The following is a 24,826-nucleotide window of genomic DNA, read 5'->3' on the forward strand; positions in this document are numbered from 1 at the left end:
GCCTCCTTAGTCACCCAGTCCTGCCGGGTTCACTTCTGATTGAGGGATACGTTCTACCCCTTCCCCCCAGCGGTTCAGCACTTTGTCGTAATCGCCGTTTTTGATGACCCCGTTAAGTGCGGTCTGTACCGGCTCGACCAGGCCGCTGCCTTTTTTCAGCGTCACCGCAATGTGCGCCGCCTTCGGCCAGCCGCCGTCGACAATCCCAACCCGTTTCGTTTTCCCGGTCAGCGCCGCTTTCCATGCGCCAGTCACGTTCGGGCCAAAGAACGCATCTGCGCGGCCTGACTGGAGAGACAGGGTTTGTGATGCATCGTCTTTGGTGTAGATCGGGGTAAACGGCTTCAGGCCTTTCTTCACGTTCTCCGCATTCCACGCCAGCAGGATAGCCTCCTGGTTAGTCCCGGAACCTACGATGATGCGCAGCCCGGCGATGTCCTCCGCCTTCTGCAGCGAGGTAATCGGGCTGGTCGATTTCACATAGAAGCCGAGGGAATCTTTACGGTAAGTGGCAAAATCAAACTTCTCTTTGCGCTCTCTGGTCACGGTGATGTTGCTGATCGCCGCATCGTACTTCCCGGAGGCGACGCCGAGAGGCCAGTCCTCCCAGGAGGTTGGCACCACGTTCAGCTCCAGCCCAAGGCTGTCGGCCACCAGACGGGCAACGTCCACCTCGCTTCCGAGCAGCGTTTTATTGTCGTCGGAAAAAACGGTCAGCGGCGGTGAGTTAAGCGCGGCAACCGCCACGGTGAATTTGCCCGGCACGGCGAAGCGATAATCTTTCGGCAGTTGCGCGATGGCGTCGCTGTTTTTGGCGGTGTTGACGGGCGTTTTGTTGGCTTCCAGGCTCACGCCAGTGCCATTAATGTTCACATTCTCTGCCCAGACGGCAGGGGAAAAGGCCAGCGCAAGCGCCAGAATAAGCGATGATTTCTGCATAGCGAGGTTCTCTATTATTGTTGTGTGAACTGGTTTTGCGGTTCGTCTAAACCCAGACTGTCGCGCAGCGTAGTGCCGGGATAGTCGGTGCGGAATAACCCGCGGGCCTGTAACACCGGGACAACCTGGTCAACAAAACGCGGGAACGTGTCCGGCGTTCCACCCTGAATAATGAAACCGTCCGCGGCGAATGCCTCAAACCAGCCCTGCAGACCGTCTGCCACCTCCTCCGGCGTACCGGAAAAGCGCGGGCGCGGGGATGCCGCTTCGAGTGCAACCTGACGCAGGGTTAAGTTGCGTTCGCGAGCATTACGCTTAATTTCATCGGTCGTGCTGCGAAAACTGTTTTTACCTAATTCACCGATGTCCGGGAACGGCTCGTCGAGCGGGTACTGGCTGAAATCGTGATGTTCGAAATAACGGCCGAGATAATTCAGGGCATCGTTAATCGACACCAGAGCCGCGGTTGTCTGATACTGGTTCTCCACGTCCTCCGCGTCTTTGCCAACAATCACGCTGACGCCCTGAAAAATATGTAAGTCCGATGCCCTGCGGCCATTCGATTCAAGCTGGTGTTTCACGTCGCGATAAAACGCTTTGGCTTCCTCTAACGTTTCATGATGGGTAAAAATGGCGTCAGCATGTTTCGCAGCCAGTTTTTTTCCGTCATCCGATGCACCTGCCTGAAAAACAATCGGGCGTCCCTGCGGCGTGCGGCCAATATTGAGCGGACCGGCCACCTGGAAGAAATCGCCGTGGTGATCAAGCGTATGCAGTTTTGCCGGGTCAAAGAACTGCCCGCTCTCTTTGTTGCGCACAAAGGCATCCCCCTCCCAGGAATCCCAGAGTCCTTTCACCACGTCGAGGTATTCATCCGCTATCCGGTAGCGCAGCGCATGTTCAGGGTGTTTCTCGCGCGAGAAGTTTTTCGCCGACCCCTCCAGCGGTGAGGTCACCACGTTCCAGCCTGCACGTCCGTTGCTCAAATGATCGAGGCTGGCAAACTGGCGCGCCACGGTAAACGGTTCGCTGTAGGAGGTCGATAAGGTACCGACCAGACCGAGGCGCGACGTCAGACTTGCCAGTGCGGACAAGACCGTTAACGGCTCAAACCGGTTTAAGAAATGCGGAATGGATTTCTCGTTAATATAGAGGCCGTCGGCGACGAATAAAAAATCAAGCTTCCCCTCTTCGGCTTTTAACGCCGTGGCTTTTACAAAATCAAAATTAATGCTGGCATCGGCGACCGCCGCCGGATGGCGCCAGGCAGACATATTTCCGGAAGCACCATGCAAAATGGTTCCCAGCCGCAATTGTCGGGTTGCAGACATATTCACCTCTTCAGAATTAAACGTGTTGCAGGGCTTTTTCCGCAAGCTGTGCAAAATAGCGGGCAGCGGGCTCAATTAATGCTTCATCCGGGTTGAAGGCCGGGTGATGTAAACCGAACGGACTGGCGCTACCGATGCTGACAAACGCCCCGGGGATCTGCTGCAGATACACCGCGAAATCTTCCCCGCCCATATGCAGCTCGGCGTGCTGCGTTTCATACCCAGATTCTCTGGCAACGGCGGTGGCAAATTCGGCCCAGTGCGCGTCATTGACCAGCGCGGTAGGCCCGGCGTACCAGGTGATGTCGATCTGCGCGCTAAACGCGCTGGCAAACCCGGCGGCAATTTCGCCGACGCGTGCTTTCACATTCTGCTGCACTTCCACGCGGTGGGTGCGAAGCGTGCCTTCCAGTTCAACGCTTTCCGGCAGGACGTTCCAGGTATTGCCCCCGGTAATGCGCGTGACGCTCAGCACCACGGAATCAAGCGTGTTGACGTTGCGGCTGGCAACGCTCTGCAACGCCGTTACCAGCTGGCTCGCCAGCACGATGGCGTCGTTACCTTCATGCGGACGTGCAGCATGCGCGCCTTTACCGGTAATTCGGATAACAAACCGGTCGACGTTGGCGTAGAACGGCCCACCGCGGGTGGCAAATTCCCCGACCGGCAGCCCCGGCTCGTTATGCATCCCGAAGATGGCACTGACATCACGTAAGGCACCGGCCCGCACCATACTTTTCGCGCCGCCAAAGTTCTCTTCAGCCGGCTGAAAGAGGATCCGCACGCGCCCGTTTAAAGACGCTTCACGCTCTTTAAGTTTTAACGCCGCCCCGAGGATCACACTGGTATGAATATCGTGTCCGCAGGCATGCATCACCCCCGCACGCTGTGAGCTAAACGGCACGCCGCTGCGCTCTTCAATGGGCAAGGCGTCAATATCGGCCCGCAGCGCGATCAGCTTTTTCCCCGTGCCAATTTCGGCCACCACGCCGGTCTGAAGCGCATAAGGCAGCGGCGTAATGCCAGCCGTCGTCAGCCACTGACGCAGGCGAGCGGTCGTTTCGACCTCCTGGCCGGACAGCTCCGGGTTCTGGTGCAGCTCCCGGCGCCAGGCAATCAGTTGTTCGTCAAAACGCATACGGCGACCTCCTTGTTAAGCTTCGCCTGCGCCAGCAGACGCAGGGACTGTAGTCGCGTTACGCCATCCGCAACGGGGGTATCAATAATGAATTCATCAATGCCCCATTTTTCGTGCAGGGCGTTCAACTGTTCCAGCACCGATTCAGCTGTTCCCGCCAGCAGCGACTGTGCCCGACGGGCAATGCGCACCGGCTCGCTGCCCGCCTGTCGGGCAAAGGCATAGGCCTGCTCTTCGCTGGCCACGGTGACGCGCTGCCCATTTGCCAGTTCGACGCCCCAGACTTCAACCTGTTGTGCCAGTGCCTCCGCCTCAGCCTGCGACTGAGCGACGATGACCTGCACCGCCACAATCGCATCCCGGGCGCTGTGGTTACGCCAGGTGGTGATGACTTCACGCAGCAGCGCCGGATCCCCGTTCAGGTGAGCAGCAAAGACAAAATGCCAGTCAAGTTTCGCGGCCAGCAGCGCGCTTTCGGTACTGGCCCCCAGCAGGAACCCCTGTGCCGGAACCGGCGGCAGCGGCGTCGCGCGAACGGCCTCGTCCACCGACTGATTTTCCGGCTGGATCCAGTGATGAAGCTGTGTCAGCTGTTCGGCAAAACTGCCTTTTTGCTGTTGATTGAGGCCCTGCTGCAGCGCCCGGGTGGAAAGCGGCAGGCCGCCTGGGGCTTTACCGACGCCCAGATCCACGCGCCCGGGAGCAAGCGCGGCCAGGAGGTTGAAATTTTCTGCGACTTTGTAAGGGCTGTAGTGCTGGAGCATGACGCCACCAGAGCCCACGCGGATACGCCGGGTTTGCCCGAGGATCCAGGCAATTAACAGTTCGGGTGAAGGGCTGGCCAGCTGGGGCGTGTTGTGGTGTTCGGCAATCCAGAAACGGTGATAGCCCAGATTTTCTGCCTGCTGTGCCAGCGCCAGGGTTCGCGCCAGTGCATCGGCAGCCGTTTCGTTTTCAGCGATGGGGCTTTTATCCAGAATACTGATTCGCCAGGACATGTTGCGTTCTCGTTTGACTTAACATGTCGTCATTATTAAAGGCGTATTTCACCTCTGAGAAACAATTAATTTACATTTGGTTTGCCGGAAATCAGATATATAAATCCATGCTACGCGTGTGACTTAAGCGATGAAATGAGGTTTTCCACCTCACTGCGGCGGGTAATGCGGACAAAATGAATATGGGCGTATTGCGGGTCTACCATATCGCGTGCATAACGTGCGCGGTTGCTGCGCCAGGTTTTGATTGTCCAGATAATAATGGACTCACGGCTCAAGAATGAGCGACGAAAACTCTCACAGTTTCCCGTACCGGGCCACAGTTCCTGTTTGTGCCAGGCGCGCGTGAACGCTCGGGTGACAGCCTGATACAAAGTTCGGGCGAACCCATAATCCACCCACACCACCCGATCCACGTCTCGCCATTTCACAGGGCGCGTACGGTTATAGTTGCCATCAAGCACCCACTCCGCTGACGCCTTTAGCGTCGTCTCCAGTTTTTCCAGCAAGATAGCGTCCGGGGTGCCCTGCCAGTCCGGACACCAGTAAAGTCGGTCCATTTCGATGTAAGGAATATCCAGTTCTGCGGCGATACGCTTCGCCAGGGTGCTTTTTCCACTCCCGCTGGTGCCAATCACATTCACTTTCACCCTGTTGCCCCCTGTTGAAGAAAAACCCTTAAAGCATAGCGTTTTCATCTTGTTAACGAAACGCTATTTCGGCGGGTCAGTTTACGTCGAAGCGTGATCTCCCGCTTTTAATTTGCCTTATGGCGTTTATTTCCAGGGCGCCACAAAAACGCACCGATAAATATTTTCATTTTTATTACATCGAATGCATTTTAAAAATAAAAAATACTAAATACAGGGTATTCCGGAACGCATAACTTTCGTAGAGAATATGCCGACAGTAAAAATAAAACCAAACCTTTCAAACTTGCCTGAATGTTTAACGGACTCTTTTTTATTGATATATGACCATGGGGTTACTGATGCGGAATAACACTCCCGTTACACAAAACGAGTATTTACTTAACGAAGGTTCGACGCTTATGTCGACCACCAATACGCATAGCCATATTACCTATGCGAACTCTGCCTTTATTGACGCCAGCGGCTATAAAGAAGAGAGTCTTCTCGGTGAGCCGCATAATCTTATTCGCCATCCCGACATGCCTGCCGAGGCGTTTGGTGACATGTGGTTTACCCTGCAACAGGGTGAGACCTGGACGGGGCTGGTCAAGAACCGCCGCCTGAACGGCGATCACTACTGGGTGCGCGCAAACGTCACCCCGGTTTATCAGAATGAAACGTTAACCGGCTATATTTCTGTGCGAAATATTCCTTCGCGTGAAGAGATTGCTGTCAGTGAAAAACGGTATGAGAAAGTGCGCAATAATGAATTAAAACATCACCGCTTTTATAAAGGCCTGTTTGTTCGCCACGGTCTGTTCTCTTTTACGTCGCTGTTTAAACGCCTCAGCACCAGTAAAAGGATCCATCTTGGTATTGCGATAACCGCCCTGCTCGCTTGTCTGCAGCTGTTTATATTTGCCGATCGTATTGTTGAGACTGTAGGTCTGGCTCTGCTATTTATTGCCCTGGCCGTTTATCTTCATGCGCAAATTGCGAAGCCGGTTAAATCCATTGTCCAGCAAATGCAGCGGGTGGTTTCAGGACGTAAAGCGGACTATTACCATTTTGACCGCGTCGATGAAATCGGCCTGATGATGCGCATGGTGAATCAGTCGGGTCTGAACCTCCATTCGCTGGTGGACGATGTCGGTGCGCAAATCAGCGGTATAAGTACAATCAGCCAGCAGGTGGCGAAAGAAGGTATGGCATTACAAACGCGTACCGAAGAAACCGCAGACTTTCTGCAGCAAACGGCCTCAGCCGTGGAAGAAATTGCCAGCGCAGTTCAGCAGACGGCTGAAACGGCGAAAGACGCGATCCTGATGGCAGATCGCACCCGCACCAGCGCTCACCGCGGTGAAGCAATGATGAAAGAGACTATCGGCATGATGCAGTCCGTGTCGCAGGATAACAGCCAGATCGTCGACATCATCAGCGTCATCGATCGTATCGCCTTCCAGACCAATATTCTGGCGCTGAACGCGGCCGTTGAAGCGGCGCGTGCGGGTGATGCCGGACGCGGTTTTGCGGTCGTGGCGGCCGAAGTCCGCAACCTTGCCCAGCACTCTGCCACCGCGGCCAAAGAGATCAAAACGCTTATAGAGAAAAACGTTTCCAGCGTGAACGCCGGCGTGGAGAAGGTCGAGCAAACTGAATCGCAGCTGACGGTGATGATTGGCAATGTCATGGAGATGTCTTCTCTGATTAAGGAGATAGGCCACGCCACGCAGGAGCAAACGCAGGCGCTGACCCTGATTAACGCGTCCATCTCCCGCATCGGTACAATGACCCAAAACAATACCGGTATGGTGGATAACGTGACGGACGCCGCACACCATCTGACGCAGCGCACGACCCGCCTGCAACAGGCGATTGCCGTTTTTGGCGGTTGAGAAAAGGCGCCGTTATGCGCTGGTTGCTTTGCGCAATCATTAAGCGAAACTGATGATTAAAGCACCACTTCATTAATGGATTTGTCTAAAAACTCACCGCTATTCAGCGTGTTGTGATCCCCGTCTGCTCTGACCACACGATTTCCTTCGACGTGCATCACTTTCGGCACGGTTATATTTTGCGTCGCTTATGAATTGCAGGTAGGATGCCTCGCCATGTTTCGCCTTATCCATACGCAGAATGACTGGGAAGGCAACATGTGTTTGCGCAGAAGCAATCGTTTGTATTGCACTCTGCCAGGCAGGACTATCACGATAATGGTTCAGACAGGCAAACAGGTAACTCAATGAAAACAAGCAATAAAAGCGCAGCCGATCATCACGCTGCTAAACGTCGCTGGTTAAACTCCCATGAAGAGGGCTACCACAAAGCGATGGGCAACCGTCAGGTTCAAATGATCGCCATCGGCGGCGCTATCGGAACGGGTCTGTTTTTAGGTGCTGGCGCTCGTCTGCAGATGGCTGGCCCGGCTCTCGCCCTGGTCTATCTGGTGTGCGGGATCTTCTCTTTCTTCATTCTTCGTGCATTGGGCGAACTGGTACTGCATCGCCCTTCCAGCGGCAGTTTTGTCTCTTATGCCCGTGAATTCCTCGGTGAAAAAGCGGCCTACGTTGCTGGATGGATGTACTTCGTCAACTGGGCAATGACCGGTATTGTCGATATCACCGCCGTCGCGCTTTACATGCACTACTGGGGCGCGTTTGGTGATGTGCCACAATGGGTGTTTGCGCTGGGCGCACTGGCCATTGTCGGCACCATGAACATGATCGGCGTGAAGTGGTTCGCGGAGATGGAGTTCTGGTTCGCGCTGGTAAAAGTGCTGGCCATCGTGGTGTTCCTGGTCGTGGGTACGGTGTTCCTCGGTAGCGGTAAACCGCTCGATGGCAATGCCACCGGTTTCCACCTGATCACCGATAACGGCGGTTTCTTCCCGCATGGACTGCTGCCTGCGCTGGTGCTGGTTCAGGGTGTGGTGTTCGCCTTCGCGTCCATTGAGCTGGTCGGCACCGCGGCGGGTGAATGTAAAGACCCACAGACCATGGTACCTAAAGCCATTAACAGCGTTATCTGGCGTATCGGTCTCTTTTATGTTGGTTCCGTGGTGCTGCTGGTTCTGCTGCTGCCGTGGAACGCCTATCAGGCGGGTCAAAGCCCGTTTGTGACCTTCTTCTCTAAACTGGGCGTGCCTTATGTTGGCAGCATCATGAATATCGTGGTGCTGACGGCTGCACTCTCCAGTCTGAACTCGGGTCTTTACTCCACCGGTCGTATCCTGCGCTCCATGTCGATGGGCGGCTCGGCGCCGAAATTCATGTCGAAGATGAGCCGTCAGCATGTGCCTTACGCGGGCATCCTGGCGACACTGGTGGTGTATGTCTTCGGCGTGTTCCTGAACTACCTGGTACCGTCTCAGGTATTCGAAATCGTGCTGAACGTTGCCGCGCTCGGCATCATCGCCTCCTGGGCCTTTATCGTGGTCTGCCAGATGCGTCTGCGCAAAGCGATCAAAGAAGGCAAAGCCGCTGAAGTCAGCTTTAAGCTGCCGGGCGCACCGGTGACCTCCTGGCTCACCCTGCTTTTCCTGTTCAGCGTGCTGGTGTTGATGGCGTTTGATTACCCGAACGGTACCTACACGATTGCCACCATTCCTCTGCTGGCCGTATTGCTGATTGCCGGCTGGTTTGGCGTGCGTAAACGCGTACAAGAAATTCACAGTACGGCGCCGGTTCATCCTGATGATGCCAAACACGACGCCCCGCTGGTTGAAGAGACGTCGCGTTAATATCGACCTGCTGGTTATACAAAGGGAAGGCATTGCGCCTTCCCTTTTTCTTTATGTTGAGGAGCGAAACTTAGAGCGTGATACGAATCACGTCATCAGGCTGGGTGGCTTCCTGCTGACGGGTCGATTTTTGTTTTACCGTCACATACAGGGTTTTGCCATCCGCAGAGAGCGCCAGACTGTTCGGGTAGACCGGGGTGTCGAAGGTTTTGGTAACGTTGTAGGTTTTCGCGTCGATTACGCTCACCTTACCCGCTTCACGGTGCGTCACATACGCTTCGTTGCGCGCCGGGTTAAACAGAACGGCCAGCGATTCAGGCACGGCAATTTTCTTGATGACGCTGCCGTCCTTCAGATTCACCACCAGCACTTCCGGCTGCTTTGAGTCGGTTAAGAACGCACGCTGTCCGGCGGTATCCAGGCTCAGATTCAGGTAGAAGTGCTCCTTACCGTCGTCCTGCACTTTTTTACGGCTGAGGATTTTGTGGGTTGCCGTATCAATCGTCACCAGTTCGCCATCAGCATTGGTGGTGTAAAGACGTTTTGCCTTCGCATCCAGCGCCAGGCCGGTACTGAATTTACCGGTACTGCCGATGGTCTCTTTCAGCTTCAGCGTTGCACCATCCACTACCCAAATCGCGCTCTCCTGGCCTACGCCGGTGATGTAAACGGTGTTTGTGCTGTCATCGGCCACCAGCTGGCGCGGCTGCAGCGGTTTGACGGTTTCACTGCGCTGACGGTTATCCAGCACCAGTCGCCCTTTCACCTCACCCGTTTTGGCATCAATCGCGGTTACCGCGCCGTTGATGGTGTTACCAAACCACAGCGTCTGGGTGGCATTATCAAGGGTGGCACCGAACGGTTTGAGATCGTTATGAATGACCTGCGTCACGTCCAGCGTGACCGGGTCAAGGCGATAGACAATCCCGCCTTTGTCCGTTTTGCGGCTCTGCGATGTCGCGACCCACAGCGCATTCTCCTGCTGGCTCACGGCCATTTCATATGCGCCTTTCCCTACCGCTTTGCGCAACATCTCTTCGGCAGCATGAACCTGGAAGGTTCCGGCAAACAGTAACGCCCCTGACAGCAGAGACATACTCAGGCGCGGCGAGCACAGATGACGTAAAGACATAACAATTCCTTTTTTGAACACAGGGTTTACTGCTGACATCACTTCCGGCAGGCAACGTCATGGCATTGCCTTCTTGATAATGAGAATAGTAATCATTTATGAGTTAAATGTGGAGTTTTTCTTTCCTTGCCGGCCTTTCATTAACGCAATGTGCGGTTATAGTTTTCAAAAGATTTACAAAAGATTTAACATATATGGACATGTTCCATTTGGTACGTTTTTTCCATAACCGGTCTATTTCATGAAAATCATTTCTGCCCGTAAGGCAACGCTTCCACTGCTGCTGGTTCCTGTTATCTCTGCGCCTCTCACTGCGATGAGTGCCGATGAACAAACCATGATCGTCAGCGCCACGCCGCAAACCGTCTCGGAGCTCGATACCCCGGCGGCGGTCAGCGTCGTGAATGGCGATGATATGCGTCATGCTGCGCCACGCATTAACCTGTCTGAATCTCTTGGCAGCGTGCCGGGGCTGCAGATCCAGAACCGCCAGAATTACGCTCAGGATCTCCAGCTTTCGATGCGTGGGTTTGGTGCCCGCTCAACCTTCGGCGTGCGCGGTATCCGTATGTATGTCGACGGTATTCCGGCAACCATGCCGGATGGACAGGGACAAACCTCCAATATCGATCTCTCCAGCGTGGACAGCGTAGAAGTGCTGCGCGGCCCCTTCTCTGCCCTTTATGGCAACGCCTCTGGCGGCGTGATCAACATGACGACCCAGACCGGGCAGCAGCCGCCGACCATCGAGGCCAGCAGCTATTACGGCAGTTACGGTACCTGGCGCTATGGAATGAAAGCCACCGGCGCGATGGGTGACGGGACGCATGCCGGGGATGTGGACTACACCGTGTCCACTACCCGTTTCACGACCAAAGGTTATCGCGACCACAGCGGCGCGCGGAAGAATCTTGCCAACGCTAAACTGGGTGTTCGTATTGATGACGTGAGCAAGCTGACGCTGATTTTCAACAGCGTGGACATGAAAGCCAACGATCCGGGTGGACTGAGTGCCCAGGAGTGGCATGACAACCCTCGCCAGTCTCCGCGTGGCGACCAATACAATACGCGCAAGACCATCAAGCAGACCCAGGCTGGCCTGCGCTACGATCGTCAGCTCAGCACCCAGGACGATCTCAGCGTCATGATGTACGCCGGCGAACGTGAAATGACGCAGTACCAGTCAATTCCTTATCAGCCTCAGCTGAGACCTTCCCACTCCGGCGGCGTGATTGATATGCAGCGCCATTACCAGGGGATTGATACCCGCTGGACGCACCGTGGCGAACTGCTGGTTCCGGTCACCTTTACCACCGGTCTGAACTACGAAAACATGAGCGAAGATCGTCGCGGATACGAGAACTTCGTCATGAACAACGGCGTGCCAGAGTACGGCGTCAAGGGCGACAAACGCCGTAACGAACGTAACCTGATGTGGAACGTCGACCCGTACCTGCAAACCAGCTGGCAGTTAACGCAGAAACTCTCCGTGGATGCCGGCGTCCGTTACAGCTCGGTCTGGTTTGACTCCAACGACCATTACGTGACCCCGGGCAACGGAGACGACAGCGGTGACGCAAGCTATCACAAGTGGCTCCCGGCCGGTTCGGTGAAATATGCCGTGACCGATGCGTGGAATCTCTATGCTGCGGCAGGTCGTGGGTTTGAAACGCCAACCATCAATGAGCTCTCTTATCGTGCGGATAACCAGGGCGGCCTCAACATTGGCCTGAAACCTTCCACGAACAATACCTATGAAGTGGGCAGTAAAACCCGTATCGGTAATGGTCTGCTGACGGCAGCGCTGTTCCGCACCGATACGGATGACGAGATTGTCGTCGATGCCAGCGCTGGCGGTCGTACCAGCTATAAAAACGCCGGTAAAACCCGTCGTCAGGGGGTTGAAGTTTCCCTGGATCAGCAGTTTGCTGAGAACTGGAAGCTGAAAATGGCGTGGACCTATCTGGACGCCACCTATCGTACCAACGTGTGCAGCACCGGTGACTGTAACGGCAACCGTATGCCGGGCATTGCCCGCAACATGGGTTATGCCTCGTTTGGCTGGCAGCCGGAAGAAGGCTGGTATGCGGGATCGGATGTGCGCTATATGAGCGATATCATGGCGGATGACGAGAACACGGCGAAAGCCCCGTCCTACACGGTGGTTGGGCTGAATACCGGGTATAAATTCAACTACGGTAACTGGGGAATGGACGTCTTTGGTCGCGTCGATAACCTGTTCGATAAAGAGTATGTCGGATCGGTTATCGTGAATGAATCCAACGGGCGTTATTACGAACCTGCACCGGGCCGTAACTACGGCGTAGGTCTGTCGGTCTCTTATCGCTTCGAGTAAGCAAAAAGCATTCTTTTTTGCTGAATATTATTTTTATAAATGGAATAACGCTCCTGATGGCAATAAGCCATCAGGAGTATTTAACCAGGAATATAATTCGCGGCAGGATATAGTCGCTCTGCTAAATAATCTCTCAGTTAAAATATTGTCGCTGTAAAAGCGTGTTCGCTTCGTCAATCAACGTCTCTATCGCCTTCTGACTGCCATCAACATCTCTTCGCTCAAGCGCGGACAGGAGCTCGGCGTAGTGATAAGTCGACACCTTGATGTCGTTAAGCTCCTGATGCAGATAGTTCATGCAAGGTCCAATACGCACCCATAGCTGCTCAATTAAGGCGCTGAGTGTCGGCATTTCCGCGTACTGATAAAGCGTAAACCGAAAGATGCGGTTAGCATGCAGCGCCTGCTGAACGTGCCCGTTGCGCATGGCTTCATGGAATGTCTCTGATAGCTTGCGCAACACCTCCAGCTTATTTTCCGTCATATGCTGACAGGCGGCAGCTACCGCCATAGGCTCAAGCTGTTTTCTGATGGCGTTAATCTCGTTATAACGCTCAAGCGTGACCTCAGGAACCAGAAACGCCTGGGCCGGCGTGGCGTGTAATGCCCCAGACGACACCAGACGCAAAAGCGCCTCGCGGACCGGGGTAATACTGGTTCCTAATTTATCAGCAATTTCTTTGGTAATCAGTCGAGCGCCAGGTTTCAGTGAGCCTGTAATTAACGCGCCTTTCAAACTGAGTTCGACTTGCATGGTAAGACTGATCCTTTGCGCTTTTTCTAAATGGTCCAAATCAAGCATGTTCAATTCCTGTAGCTAATACTTAATGCTATTTTTAAACGCCGTTTTTTATAAACGACGCTGTTCCGATATATCCTGTATCGTCATGCCTGGTGATGGGAAGTCTGTAAAAATGTCAAGAAATGCAAAATTTATTTTTTTCGTTTTCGTGCTCATCTGAACGGAAGGCGCGAAAAGCCATGTCCAGTTAATTAAAGACAATATATCGTATCTTCACAAATAAATATGGCGGGAAACCCCGCCATATTTTAGATTATTTATTGTCACCCGCGACGCGAATCACGACTTTGCCGAAGTTTTTTCCTTCAAGAAGGCCAATCAGCGCCTCAGGCGCATTCTCCAGGCCGTCTGTGACCTGCTCACGGTAGTGAATTTTGCCTTCCTGCACCCAGCGCCCCATCTCATCCTGGAACTCCTTGATGCGATGGCCGTAGTCCTGAGCGATGATAAACCCCTGCATACGAATACGTTTCTTCAGAATCGTCGCCATCAATAACGGCAAACGATCCGGCCCTTCCGGCAGACCCGTCGCATTGTAACCGCTCACCAGACCACATACCGGTACGCGCGCCGAGGTGTTCAGTAAGGGCAACACGGCGTCAAAAACTTTCCCGCCGACGTTTTCATAATAGACATCAATCCCTTTCGGGCAGGCCTTTTCCAGCTGGGCCGCGAAGTCATCGGCATGGTGATCCAGGCACTGGTCAAACCCGAGCACCTCGACGGCATGGCGGCATTTTTCTGCACCACCGGCAACGCCGATCACCCGGCAACCTTTGATTTTACCGATCTGCCCGACTGTCGCACCAACCGGCCCCGTCGCCGCCGCAACCACCAGCGTTTCACCGGCTTTAGGCTGGCCGATGTCCAGTAGCCCCATATAGGCGGTAAACCCTGGCATACCCAGAATGCCCAGCGCCCACGAGGGGTGAGAAATATTATCGCCCAGTTTCACCAGGCCGCTGCCGTCTGAAATTTCATACTCCTGCCAGCCGCTGTAGCCCAGCACCCAGTCACCCGGCGTATAGTCCGGATGGTTTGACTGCTCAACGCGACTGACCGTTCCCCCCACCATGACCGCCCCAATTTCCACTGGCGGTGAATAGGAAGGTGCATCACTCATGCGCCCACGCATGTAAGGATCAAGCGACAGCCAGACCGTGCGCAGCAAAAGCTGTCCTGCCTGAGGTTCAGGAACAGGCTGCTCTTCCAGACGGAAATTCTCCGCGACCGGCGCACCGTGCGGACGAGAAGCCAGAACCCAGCGGCGATTTTGCGAAACAGATTGATTCATCAGGAACTCCTTCTGGTACAAATGTCATTAGAGCCTGGCTCATGATCGGCGTAAACGCTTTAACTTTACGAGCCAGACTGGTTAAGCCGCACAACCAGATAGATACAGGTTTCATTCGTCTCATTAATGAACCGGCAGTCGTTGGGCGGCCCCAGTTCCAGGCAATCACCGGCGTGCATTTCATGACGGGTATCGCCCTCCTGGAAAACCAGTTCGCCAGACTGCAGCCAGATAAGCTGGCGCGCCAGCGCATACGACGAGGCGGGCATAGGGACATCGCTTCCCGCCGGCAGCTCAACCTGAACAAGATCGATGGGCAGATCGGTGCGGGGTGAAACGTGGCGGCGGAGGTAGTGTGTCTGAGGGTCACGCCAGACGGGCTGGTTTTCCAGACGCAGCAGCTTTCCTTCCTGCATTTCGGCTCTGGCGATCAGCGTTGACATGCTGATGCCAAACGCGCCGGATAACCGCGCAAGCAAGGTCGCCGTCGGGCTGCTGTCCCCACGCTCTATCTTGTGGATCATGGCGCGCGAGACGCCGGCCCGGTCAGCAAGCTCGCTTAATGACCATCCTCGCGACTCGCGTTCAAGGCGAATTCGCGCGCTAATCCTTTGATTCATTGTGTCTGTCATAGTATTCATGACGTCATACTATAGTGTATGAACGGCATTTCAACGCGGTTTTGATAACAAAAAAATCTGGCTTATGTCATAGCCATCCGTCTGTACAGTTGTGTAATATCGTACTCATAACGTAATACTATAGTGAACAACACACTCAGAGGTTCAAACATGCTCGTTCGTCATGCCTGCAAAGAAGACTGCGCCGCTATTGGGGAGATTTACAACCACGCGGTGCTGCATACTGCCGCGATCTGGAATGATAAAACCGTCGATACGGATAACCGCATTGCCTGGTTTGAGGCGCGTGCCCTCGCAGGCTACCCGGTGCTGGTGAGTGAAGAGAATGGCGTTATCACCGGCTACGCCTCGTTTGGCGACTGGCGCGCCTTTGACGGTTTCCGGCATACGGTAGAGCATTCTGTCTACGTTCATCCGGATCATCAGGGGAAAGGTATTGGCCGCACGCTGATGAACGCGCTGATTATTGAAGCGCGGACCCTCGGCAAACACGTCATGGTGGCGGGCATTGAGGCGCAAAACCAGGCCTCTATTCATCTTCATGAGACGCTCGGTTTTGTGACCACCGGCCAGATGCCGCAGGTGGGCACCAAGTTTGGCCGCTGGCTGGATCTGACCTTTATGCAGTTGCAGCTTGATGAGCGCAGCGATCCGGACGCTATCTCATGAATCAGTCTCTGACGCTGGCTTTTCTGGTGGCGGCGGGAATTGGCCTGGTGGTGCAAAACACCTTAATGGTGCGCATCACTCAGTCCTCCTCGACCATTCTTATCGCGATGCTGCTGAATTCGCTGGTTGGCATTGTGCTGTTTGTTAGCATTCTGCTGCTAAAACAGGGCTTCGCCGGATTTAGCGAGCTGGCCTCAACGATCCGCTGGTGGACGTTGATCCCGGGGCTGTTAGGGTCGTTTTTTGTTTTTGCCAGTATCAGCGGCTATCAAAATGTTGGCGCAGCGACAACCATCGCCGTGCTGGTGGCAAGCCAGTTGATTGGCGGGCTGGTGATGGATGTACTCAGAAGCAGTGGCATCCCCTTGCGCGCGCTGATTGGCCCGGTGTGCGGTGCCGTAATGCTGGTGGTCGGGGCGTGGCTGGTCGCGAGACGCCAGTTCTGACCCCCGGCTTACCGCTACAGAATCGTACCGCCTTTGGTCAGCAATTCCTGACGGGCGTCCATCTCTTCTTTATGTTGCTTACCGTGATGTGCAATCGCGGTACGCAGACGCTGCTGCTGACTGTAGCGATCTTCACGGCTTAACGCTGCGTCGTCGCTCAGTTCGATCAGCAGTTCATTCATTTGGCTAATCACTCCCTCTTCGATGGTGGTATCGACACGGGCGATAACTTCATTTAAATGTGACATTGTCACTCCTTGTCAGATGCCCGGCAGGCGCGGTGCCTGCCGGGAAAAATGTCAGTTCAGTTTCGCTTTGGAGAAATCGCTGCCCATCAGGCTCACGCTGTACCCCGTTACGTTGCTGCGGGTGGCGTAGAACGTTTTGCCGTTCGCCAGCGCAATCCACGGTGCCTGGGCATAGAAGATCTCCTGCGCCTGACTGTAGAGTTTCGCACGCTCACCCGGGTTGCTGGTCAGTTTGGCTTTCTTGACCAGATCATCATACCCCTTATCGCACCAGCGCGCGGCGTTCGATCCGGTTTTGATGCTGTCGCATCCCAGCAGTACATCAGCAAAGTTATCCGGGTCGCCGTTATCGGACATCCAGCCAAACAGCGCGGAATCATGCTCCCCTTTACGCATACCGGAGAGATACTCGCCCCACTCGTAAGAGACAATTTTGGCCTTCACGCCGACTTTTGCCCAGTCGCTCTGGATCATCTCCGCAATACGCTTCGAGTTAGGGTTATACGGACGCTGCACAGGCATTGACCACAGCGTCACGTCCGCGCCCTTCTCCAGACCGGCCTGTTTCAACAAAGCTTTCGCTTTTTCAGGATCGTAGCTGTAGTCCTTCAGATCGTTATTAAAGCCCAGCATATTCGGCGGAATGGGTGATTTCGCCACCGTACCGGAACCCATAAAGACCGCATTCACGATGGCTTTTTTGTCCGTCGCATAGTTCAGGGCCTGACGCACCAGCACGTTATCAAACGGTTTTTTCTCGGTATTGAACGCCAGATACCCCACGTTCAACGCCTCCACGGCGTGCAGCTTCAGGTCTTTATTTTTGTTAATAACATCAAACTGAACCGGTGACGGCGCCGGAATGATCTGGCATTCGTTGGTCTGCAGCTTCGCCAGACGCGTTTCTACGTTTGGCGTGATGGAGAAAATAAGATGTTTCGTCGGAACCGCACCTTCCCAGTAGTTCGGGTTAGCGACGTAGCGGATCAGCGAATCCACTTTGTACTGCTGCAGAACGTACGGCCCGGTACCAATCGGCCAGGTATCGACATTCTCAGGCGTCCCTTTTTTCAGCATCGCGTCAGCGTATTCAGCGGAAAGAATAGAGGCGAAATCCATCCCCCAGTCAGCAAGGAATGCGGCGTTTGGTTCGCTCAGCGTAAACTGCACGTGATAATCATCAACCTTTTTGACGTCCTGAATCAGCTTGTCCAGACCTACGTCATTAAAGTATTCGTAATTACCCTGCGAAACATTGTGATAAGGATGCTTAGGGTCTTTCTGACGCATGACGGAAAAAATAACGTCATCCGCATTAAAATCACGGGTCGGCTTGAAGTATTTATTGCTGTTGAACTTGACCCCTTTACGCAGCGTAAAGGTATAAGTCTTACCGTCCGGGGAAATCGTCCAGGACTCTGCCAGCGACGGTACCGGGGTGTTTTTCACCGGGTCGAAATTGATCAGGCGGTTATACAGGACCTGAGAGCTGGCCACGAATGACGGGCCTGAGCTGGCGATCTGCGGGTTGAAAGACTCCGGTGATGCTTCAGAGCAATAAATGATGGTGTCATTATTCGCCGCCCATGCGGCACCTGCTGGTAAGAGAGTGCTCAGCGCGAGGGCGAGCAGCGTTTTCCCTGTAGACATGGTTATAACCCTGGCAGTTTTATTATATTGGACTGTAATAACAGCACAGCCGCTATAACCTGGCAAATAACGAATCACTATCAGGTTATTCTAAAGCAACGTTTTCCGCTGGTTTTACAGCCAGTGCGCCAGAGGTTGATTTGCCTTAAGTGCCATTATTCGTCAAGCACAACCGCACCTTTCTATGCCACAAGAAATCGTCCCTTTTGGCGTCTCTTCCTCCGTTTGGTTGCTTCCCGATTTCGTTAAAGTAACGGTGTGAAGAAGTATATGGGATCAAATCGTGGCAAAAACTCTTTTACGCAGCGGTAATCTGGATGACTTTCAGGCCGTTGGCGGCGGCGGACAAGCCGTTTTTGAATCAGCGTTACAAATCCGGGAAGCGCTCCGGTTACGCAAACAACAGGCGATTGTCGACTGTCTGGCTATTCCGCAGGTCAATGATGGTGGCGACCGTGTCGACTGGTATTCGCCGGTCGACGGTTGTGTAACCAGCTGGAAAGCGGCGAACGAAGACGATCGTTATCGCGCCCTGCGCTATCTGGAAAATACGCTGGCCAGCGTTGAATCGCTGAGTAAGAAGTGCCTGCAGTCGCCAAAAACAGCGCAACAGCTTTTCGGCTCCCTGCTGTCGAAAGCATTTCAGTTTCCCGGCGAAAATTTCCTTTTCCTGGTTGATGGAAAGCCGGTCATAAGTTTCTGGGGGTTTGTAAACCTCAATGAGAATGCGCGTGACGACGTACTCGACTGTTTACGTGAATCGCTGATCCCTGAGCCAGCCCCGATTGTCATTGAAGACCCTGAACCCGAGCCGGAACCGACCCCAGTCCTGACCTTTGAACAGGCCGATGAGCCGCTGATTGCCCCGGCCACGGTGGTACGCATCACGCCGGACGAACTGTATACGCCTGAACCTGCGCCGGTCACTGTGCCACCTGTGGAAGAACCCGAGCCAGAGCCTGCGATCGTAGCCAAAAAACGCCGCGTTCCCCTGTGGACGCTTCCGGTTGCCGCCGTGATCGTTGCCGCGATTGCCACCCCGTTGCTGTGGCCAAAACAGGCCCCTTCTGCTGAGCCAGTGGCTGTCGTTGCCCCTGAACCTGTCGCCATTGCGCCAAAGCCGATTAAAGCCGTTGAGCCACTGCCGATGAAATTACCGCTGCATCAGGCAGAGGTGGTCGCGAGCAAAGAAAAAGAGCCAGCTCCCGTTGCCGCCCCAGCGCCTGCGCCGGTTGTGATTGCGGCGATCCCGAAAGACGCCATGGTCATGGAAGCAAACCAGGTGAAAGCGGGGTCGACGCGTTTTCTGAACGGAACATGGCGTGCGATCCTCGACGTGAAAGATCCGATTACCGGCAAACCACCGTCGCTGCGCTATCAGATCCAGAACAATAAAGGCTTCGCTCGTGTTGTTCACGGTGACAATGTTGTCTGCCGCGTGGAGGTTTTCTCCGGGCTGCACAGCAATGGCGAACTGATGATTAAGAGTCGCGGTAATGCCCGCTGCACAGACGGTTCACGCTACCCGATGCCGGAAGTTGCCTGTAAAGCAGGTACCAGCGATGTCGCTGACTGTAATGCCCGTTATGATGCCAAAACCGTCGTTCCACTGACGTTCAAGAAAGCAGGTGCCTGACCCTATGCTGGTAAATCTTTGCGACTATAAACAGAGCGTCACGCTTATTGCCAACAGCGGCGTGCAATTCCTCGATTTTGGCCTGACTCCGCAGGACACCGCCAGCAACGGGCGCTTCGTACGTAAAACCGCCAACGGTCCGCTTCTGCGTCTCGATTTCGATCTCGTCAACGGGCGTTACACGCTGCCGGGATTGAACGGCGGACAGCCTGAAGTGGTGAAACCGGAAACCACGATCCCACTGCATCAGTCCCTGACGGTGCTGGATGGTGTCTGGCTTCCCATTCCCTTCCTGCGCTTCAATCCGCCACGTACCTTTGTTGACGGGCCGGATAACTGGGCGCGCGTCCAGGTGCGTAAACTTGAAACGCCTGATGCGGCAGGTAATACACACCGCGTCACGCTCGCTCTCGACAGCCAGATTGCAGAGCATGCTACTGCCGCGCTGTCCCCGGTTGAAAATGACATTCTCAACGGCACCCGTTTCGGACTGGCATGGCGTGACGATGAGGTGGAAAGCTTCCTCGACCAGACCTGGATTGACGGCTGGCTGCGCGAGGCGTTTACCCACTATGCGACCGACGTTGAAAACCGCGCGGAACGCGACCTGCAACAGGCAATGCGCAGCTTTGAGTACCAGGCACACTGGCTCAACCTGCTGTCCATGCTCGGTGAACAGCTTACCGTGCCGGAAGTGAAATTTGTCACCCATACCCTCAGTACGCCGGCTATTCCGGTCGACCTGATCCTCGACGTCGGGAATACCCATACCTGCGGCGTTATTATTGAAGATCACGGTGATGCGAACGACGGTCTGCGCCAGACGGCCGAACTGCAGGTGCGCTCGTTAAGCGAACCACAGTTCCTCAATGAGCCGCTGTTTACCAGTCGTCTGGAGTTTTCAGAAGCGCGTTTTGGCAAGCAGCACTTCTCGGTGGAAAGTGGGCGTGAAGATGCCTTTGTCTGGCCGTCTATTGTCCGCGTGGGCGACGAAGCCCGCAAACTGGCTACGCGCCGTCTGGGCACGGAAGGTAACAGCGGTATCTCCAGCCCGCGTCGCTACCTGTGGGATGAAACCCCGGTGGTCCAGGACTGGCGCTTTAGCCAGATGAACAGCAAAACCCAGCGCGAACCGTTGGCGACCGCGTTCCCGCTGATGAACCTGATGAACGATGACGGTGAACCGCTCTTTACGCTGCCGCAGGACGAGCGACTGCCGGTTTTCTCCCCGCAGTACAGCCGCAGCACGCTGATGACGCATATGCTGTGCGAACTGCTGGCACAGGCGCTGGGGCAGATCAACAGCGTTGCCACGCGCCTGCGTCTGGGCTTTCCGGCCTCGCCACGCCAGCTGCGTACGCTGATCCTGACCCTGCCCTCGGCGATGCCGAAGCAGGAACGCGAGATCTTCCGTCGCCGCATGTTCGAAGCGATCGCTATCGTCTGGAAAGCGATGGGCTGGCACCCGCAGGACGACGATTTTGCCACCCGTAAGCACCAGGAAAAAAGCGTGGTGCCGGTGCCTGCAATCCAGATGGAGTGGGACGAGGCCAGCTGTGGTCAACTGGTGTGGCTGTACAACGAAGCGATCTCACATTTTGGTGGTCAGACGGAAGCGTTCTTCGCCTCCCTCGCCCGCCCGGATCGTGAACCTGAACCGGGCGGGCAGCCGGGGCGCTCGCTGCGTGTCGCCTCTATCGACATTGGCGGCGGCACAACCGACATGGCGATCACCCATTATCAGTTGGATGACGGCTCCGGTAACAACGTCAAAATCACGCCGCAGCTGCTGTTCCGTGAAGGGTTTAAAGTGGCCGGCGACGACACCCTGCTGGACGTCATCCAGCGCTATGTGTTACCCGCCCTGCAAACCCAGCTGCAGAAGTCCGGCATCGCCGATGCCTCTCTGCTGATGGCGTCGCTGTTTGGTGACTCAGGACGTATCGATACTCAGGCGGTATTGCGCCAGCAAACGGCGCTTCAGCTCTTTATGCCGATTGGTCACGCCATCCTTGCCGCGTGGGAATCCAGCGACATCGACGATCCGCTGGCAGGCTTGCATGCCACCTTTGGCGATCTGCTGTCGCAAAAACCGACCCGCAACGTGATGAATTATCTGCAACAGGCCGTCGATCATGCCTTGCCGGCAGGTTCAGACGCCTTCGATCTGTTTGCCGTTCCGCTGCACGTGAATTTCCGTGAAATGCAGGATGCGATGCTGGCAGGCCAGTTCACGCTGGCGTCACCCCTGCATGCGGTGTGCGAGGCCATTTCACATTACAGCTGCGATATTCTGCTGATCACGGGGCGTCCGGGCTGCCTGCCTGGCGTTCAGGCGCTTATTCGCCATCTGCAGCCGGTGCCGGTTAATCGCATCGTCTGGCTGGATAAATATCAGGTTCATGAATGGTACCCGTTCAGCCAGCAAGGACGCATTGGTAATCCAAAATCGACCGCCGCCGTCGGCGCGATGCTTTGCAGCCTGGCGCTTGACCTGCGACTGCCGCGCTTTAACTTTAAAGCCGCGGATATCGGTGCATATTCGACTGTTCGCTATCTGGGTGTCCTGGATAACACCGTAAACACCCTGCGTGAAGAAAACGTCTGGTATCAGGATATCGACCTGGATAAACCGGGTGCGAAACTCGACGCTCGTCTGCACTTCCCGCTGCGCGGAAATGTGACGCTCGGTTTCCGCCAGCTGGCGAACGCGCGCTGGCCGGCAACGCCGCTCTATACGCTTAGCATCAACTCGGCCGAACTGGCCAAAGCGATTGCGGGTGACGGCGTGCTGAACGTGCGGCTCAAACTTTGCGGCGGCAATAAGCATGAAGGGCCTGAATCCTTCGCGCTGAGCGATGCCTGGTTGCAGGACGGGACGCCGGTTCCGCCTGATGCTTTAACCTTCAAACTGAATACTCTGGCCGATCGCCGTCATAGCGGCAGCCACTACTGGATCGACAGCGGGAGCGTATACCTGAAATGACTGCGACGATGACCACCACTCAGGTCTTAATCGGGTGGATAAATGAGACGCGCCTGAACGCCCCTGTGCTGGATAACGAGGCCGATGCCCTTCTTGCGCGCATCAACGCGACGCAGGCACGGGAGCAGGCCATTGACCGCGCCCTGTCCCGCCCGGGCAGTATTGGACTTTACGGTCATTCTCAGAGTGCTAAAGCGCATCTGCTTTTATCGCTATGCGGCAGCGGTAATGGCCGCCTGAACGTTACGCCAGGCCAGCGTACATTTGACTACTTTTCGCACATTAATCCGGGACATGCCCTGACCAACATGGCCGTGCGGTTCACCCGCGGAAATACAGAGGTGATGGATGAGGCGTTCCCGCTGCACCTGAGCCTGGTGACAGAGGCAGAGCTGGTGCAGCTGTTTATCGCCCGCACCACGCTGCAGCCGGAAATCCGCGCCGTGGATAAAGCGGTCATTGAGACGCGCCTGGAGAAGTGGCGTGGCCTGCGCCAGCCGCAGGGCGTTCCTGGTATTACAGCTCAGGACGTGGGTGCCATCGCCCGCTTCTGGCAAAGCTCAGTACCTGCCGCGAAACAGCAAATTGATGATGCCCTGTGGCATCAGTTTGCACAGCTGGTCCCTTCGCTCGATCTCAGCACGCGAGCCAGCGTCTGGTCGCTGCTGTGGGGTGAGCAACAGGAGTTGACCCAGCAGTGGTTAAAGCTCGCTCATGTCCTGCATCAGACCAGCCATGCCGGAGCACTCGCCGCCCCGCTCAGCCTGCTGGTCGATAACTTCGGGCTGCCGGGCGAAGGGTTCCTGACTCACGGCACCTTTACCCTTCCGGAGGCCCAGGAGACACTGCTTCATCCGCTGAACAACGGCGAGATGCTTAACGCCATCAGTATCCCTGTCGATACGCTCGCCTTCCTGACGCGTGAGCTGGTCTTGCCGGTCGAAAGCAGCGCCCTGGATAATGTCGATATTATTGATATTCCGGTCTTTTCAGATAACAGCGCCGATACACTGAACCAGGCTAAATGCCAGTGGTTGCTGGAGCATTATCGCCAGCAGCTGCAACCGGACGTGCTTGTTATCTGCAATGCGACAGCCCAGCACGAGCAAACGGCTAAAAAAGCCCGGGTGCTGATGAACTGGGTCAAAGAGACTCAGCCGGTTGAAGAATCCGCCCTGCCGGGGCTGGTGTGGGCGATTACGCCTCAAGACGCACGTTTTACCACCCGTCAGAACCTTGATGAAACGGTACAGCACCTGTTGGGCAAACCGGGTGTGCGCTGGGGGACACTGCAGGCGCTGGACAGCCACAGCATGCAGCGCGTGATCGAGTGGTTGTCTCAGGCCACGTTACCCGCTCAGCGGCAGAAGCGTCTTAGCACGCTGAAAGCAATGCTGCGCCAGGAACTCTCGGCCCTGATGAAGGGGTATCTGGCACCGCTGGTTGAGGAACCCGGCGCCAGACGAACTCAGGCCGAAAACATGGTGCGCGTTCTGCAAAGCTCCGCTGCCCGCCACGGTGAACTGCTTGAAGGTCTTCTGCCGCCGCTTAAAGCCTTTGAAACCCTGCTGGCCGTTCAGCAGCCCCGCGAGGAGCAGGTGAACGGACTGTTTACGGATACCATTGACCTGTTTGCCGAGCATGCCCAGGAGAACGCCAGTCCATTCCAGACCAAAGACAAAGCTCGCCTGGCACATAAAGTCTGGATAAACCATCTGCGCCAGTGGAGCCGCAACGATGCCACTGCCGCGCGCCTTGGGCTGGAACCCGCTGTTTTGCAGCAAATTGCTGACGTTCTGGTGGTGGCCAGCTACCGACTGAACCTGCCGCAGCAGTTGCAGAACATCGTTGAAACCGACAAGAGCAGCGCTGCTCAACTGCATGCCGTGATGGGCAACTTCATTGGCTGGCTGGGCTACGATCGGACACCCGCAGAGGCACGCCCGGCGAGCCGCATCCGTAAAGGCCAGGCAATCTTTGTCACGCCGGTGGTCAACAGTACCGCGCCGCGCCTGACGCGTCTGGGAGAACAACCCGTACATGCGGCAACGGTGTATGTCTATGACTGGCTGGTCGCCCTCTATAGCCGGGCAATAGAGAACATCGATTTCCGCCACCCGCACGATGTACAGCCTGCCGCACGCCAGGCCTTACAAGCCCTGTTACGATAGCGCTCCTGGCCCGCAGAG

The 24,826-nt window shown here is 55.4% G+C and carries 17 protein-coding genes and 1 pseudogene; 8 read left to right on the forward strand and 10 right to left on the reverse strand.

Annotation, left to right across the window (positions count from 1 at the left end; translation table 11 throughout):
- Nucleotides 1-6: 6 nt before the first annotated feature.
- The 4 genes and pseudogenes from HV242_RS24235 to HV242_RS11445 form a co-directional block, all read right to left on the reverse strand.
- Nucleotides 7-2,270 (reverse strand): annotated as a pseudogene (locus tag HV242_RS24235) (NtaA/DmoA family FMN-dependent monooxygenase).
- A gap of 16 nt (nt 2,271-2,286) precedes the next feature.
- Nucleotides 2,287-3,408, reverse strand: coding sequence for an amidohydrolase (locus HV242_RS11435; RefSeq protein ID WP_020884038.1), 1,122 nt, complete (start codon nt 3,406-3,408; stop codon nt 2,287-2,289).
- Nucleotides 3,387-4,406: an LLM class flavin-dependent oxidoreductase gene (locus HV242_RS11440; protein ID WP_050736861.1), complete on the reverse strand. Its 1,020-nt coding sequence runs from the start codon at nt 4,404-4,406 to the stop codon at nt 3,387-3,389. Before HV242_RS11440 ends, HV242_RS11435 begins: the two co-directional genes overlap by 22 nt.
- Before the next feature lie 110 nt (nt 4,407-4,516).
- Entirely contained in the window at nt 4,517-5,056 is a 540-nt protein-coding gene (locus tag HV242_RS11445; RefSeq protein ID WP_025204120.1) for an AAA family ATPase, read from the reverse strand.
- A gap of 341 nt (nt 5,057-5,397) precedes the next feature.
- Between HV242_RS11445 and HV242_RS11450 the strand changes: the two genes are divergently transcribed.
- Together HV242_RS11450 and ansP are read left to right on the forward strand one after the other, a co-directional pair.
- Nucleotides 5,398-6,933: a methyl-accepting chemotaxis protein gene (locus HV242_RS11450; RefSeq protein WP_050736862.1), complete on the forward strand. Its 1,536-nt coding sequence runs from the start codon at nt 5,398-5,400 to the stop codon at nt 6,931-6,933.
- Nucleotides 6,934-7,280: 347 nt separating this feature from the next.
- On the forward strand, nt 7,281-8,777 hold the full coding sequence (gene ansP, locus HV242_RS11455) for an L-asparagine permease (RefSeq protein WP_020884034.1): 1,497 nt from the start codon (nt 7,281-7,283) through the stop codon (nt 8,775-8,777).
- A 70-nt stretch (nt 8,778-8,847) separates the two neighbouring features.
- On the opposite strand, the gene yncE is transcribed toward ansP, so the two are convergent.
- Nucleotides 8,848-9,909, reverse strand: coding sequence for a 7-bladed beta-propeller protein YncE (gene yncE / locus HV242_RS11460; protein WP_020884033.1), 1,062 nt, complete (start codon nt 9,907-9,909; stop codon nt 8,848-8,850).
- Between the two features lie 241 nt (nt 9,910-10,150).
- On the opposite strand from yncE, the gene pqqU reads away from it, so the two are divergent.
- Entirely contained in the window at nt 10,151-12,265 is a 2,115-nt protein-coding gene (gene pqqU / locus HV242_RS11465; RefSeq protein WP_020884032.1) for a TonB-dependent receptor PqqU, read from the forward strand.
- Between the two features lie 133 nt (nt 12,266-12,398).
- On the opposite strand, the gene HV242_RS11470 is transcribed toward pqqU, so the two are convergent.
- The 3 genes from HV242_RS11470 to HV242_RS11480 form a co-directional block, all read right to left on the reverse strand.
- Nucleotides 12,399-13,067 carry a GntR family transcriptional regulator gene (locus tag HV242_RS11470; RefSeq protein ID WP_020884031.1) on the reverse strand — a complete coding sequence of 223 codons (669 nt, stop codon included), beginning with the start codon at nt 13,065-13,067 and terminating at the stop codon, nt 12,399-12,401.
- Nucleotides 13,068-13,320: 253 nt separating this feature from the next.
- Entirely contained in the window at nt 13,321-14,361 is a 1,041-nt protein-coding gene (locus HV242_RS11475; RefSeq protein ID WP_050736863.1) for an NADP-dependent oxidoreductase, read from the reverse strand.
- Between the two features lie 65 nt (nt 14,362-14,426).
- Nucleotides 14,427-15,002 (reverse strand): helix-turn-helix domain-containing protein, encoded by a 576-nt coding sequence (locus HV242_RS11480; RefSeq protein ID WP_032670344.1) that lies wholly within the window; start codon nt 15,000-15,002, stop codon nt 14,427-14,429.
- A gap of 150 nt (nt 15,003-15,152) precedes the next feature.
- On the opposite strand from HV242_RS11480, the gene HV242_RS11485 reads away from it, so the two are divergent.
- Together HV242_RS11485 and HV242_RS11490 are read left to right on the forward strand one after the other, a co-directional pair.
- A complete protein-coding gene (locus HV242_RS11485; RefSeq protein WP_050736864.1) occupies nt 15,153-15,671 on the forward strand; it encodes a GNAT family N-acetyltransferase in 519 nt (172 codons plus the stop codon).
- Nucleotides 15,668-16,117, forward strand: a complete 450-nt coding sequence (locus tag HV242_RS11490; RefSeq protein WP_050736865.1) for a DMT family transporter — start codon at nt 15,668-15,670, stop codon at nt 16,115-16,117. Before HV242_RS11485 ends, HV242_RS11490 begins: the two co-directional genes overlap by 4 nt.
- Nucleotides 16,118-16,131: 14 nt before the next feature.
- Here HV242_RS11490 and HV242_RS11495 read toward each other — a convergent pair whose 3' ends face one another.
- Nucleotides 16,132-16,365 (reverse strand): YdcY family protein, encoded by a 234-nt coding sequence (locus HV242_RS11495; protein WP_050736866.1) that lies wholly within the window; start codon nt 16,363-16,365, stop codon nt 16,132-16,134.
- Nucleotides 16,366-16,416: 51 nt separating this feature from the next.
- Nucleotides 16,417-18,015: an ABC transporter substrate-binding protein gene (locus HV242_RS11500; protein ID WP_025204114.1), complete on the reverse strand. Its 1,599-nt coding sequence runs from the start codon at nt 18,013-18,015 to the stop codon at nt 16,417-16,419.
- A gap of 283 nt (nt 18,016-18,298) precedes the next feature.
- Between HV242_RS11500 and HV242_RS11505 the strand changes: the two genes are divergently transcribed.
- Genes HV242_RS11505 through HV242_RS11515 form a run of 3 tightly spaced genes read left to right on the forward strand, consistent with a single transcriptional unit; the run spans nt 18,299 to nt 24,808 of the window.
- Nucleotides 18,299-19,651, forward strand: coding sequence for an SrfA family protein (locus HV242_RS11505; RefSeq protein WP_050736867.1), 1,353 nt, complete (start codon nt 18,299-18,301; stop codon nt 19,649-19,651).
- Nucleotides 19,652-19,655: 4 nt separating this feature from the next.
- Nucleotides 19,656-22,637, forward strand: a complete 2,982-nt coding sequence (locus HV242_RS11510; protein WP_050736868.1) for a virulence factor SrfB — start codon at nt 19,656-19,658, stop codon at nt 22,635-22,637.
- Nucleotides 22,634-24,808, forward strand: coding sequence for a virulence factor SrfC family protein (locus tag HV242_RS11515; RefSeq protein ID WP_063858666.1), 2,175 nt, complete (start codon nt 22,634-22,636; stop codon nt 24,806-24,808). Before HV242_RS11510 ends, HV242_RS11515 begins: the two co-directional genes overlap by 4 nt.
- Nucleotides 24,809-24,826 lie beyond the last annotated feature (18 nt).

It is taken from the genome of Enterobacter sp. RHBSTW-00593 (assembly GCF_013784105.1).
Lineage (GTDB): Bacteria > Pseudomonadota > Gammaproteobacteria > Enterobacterales > Enterobacteriaceae > Enterobacter > Enterobacter ludwigii.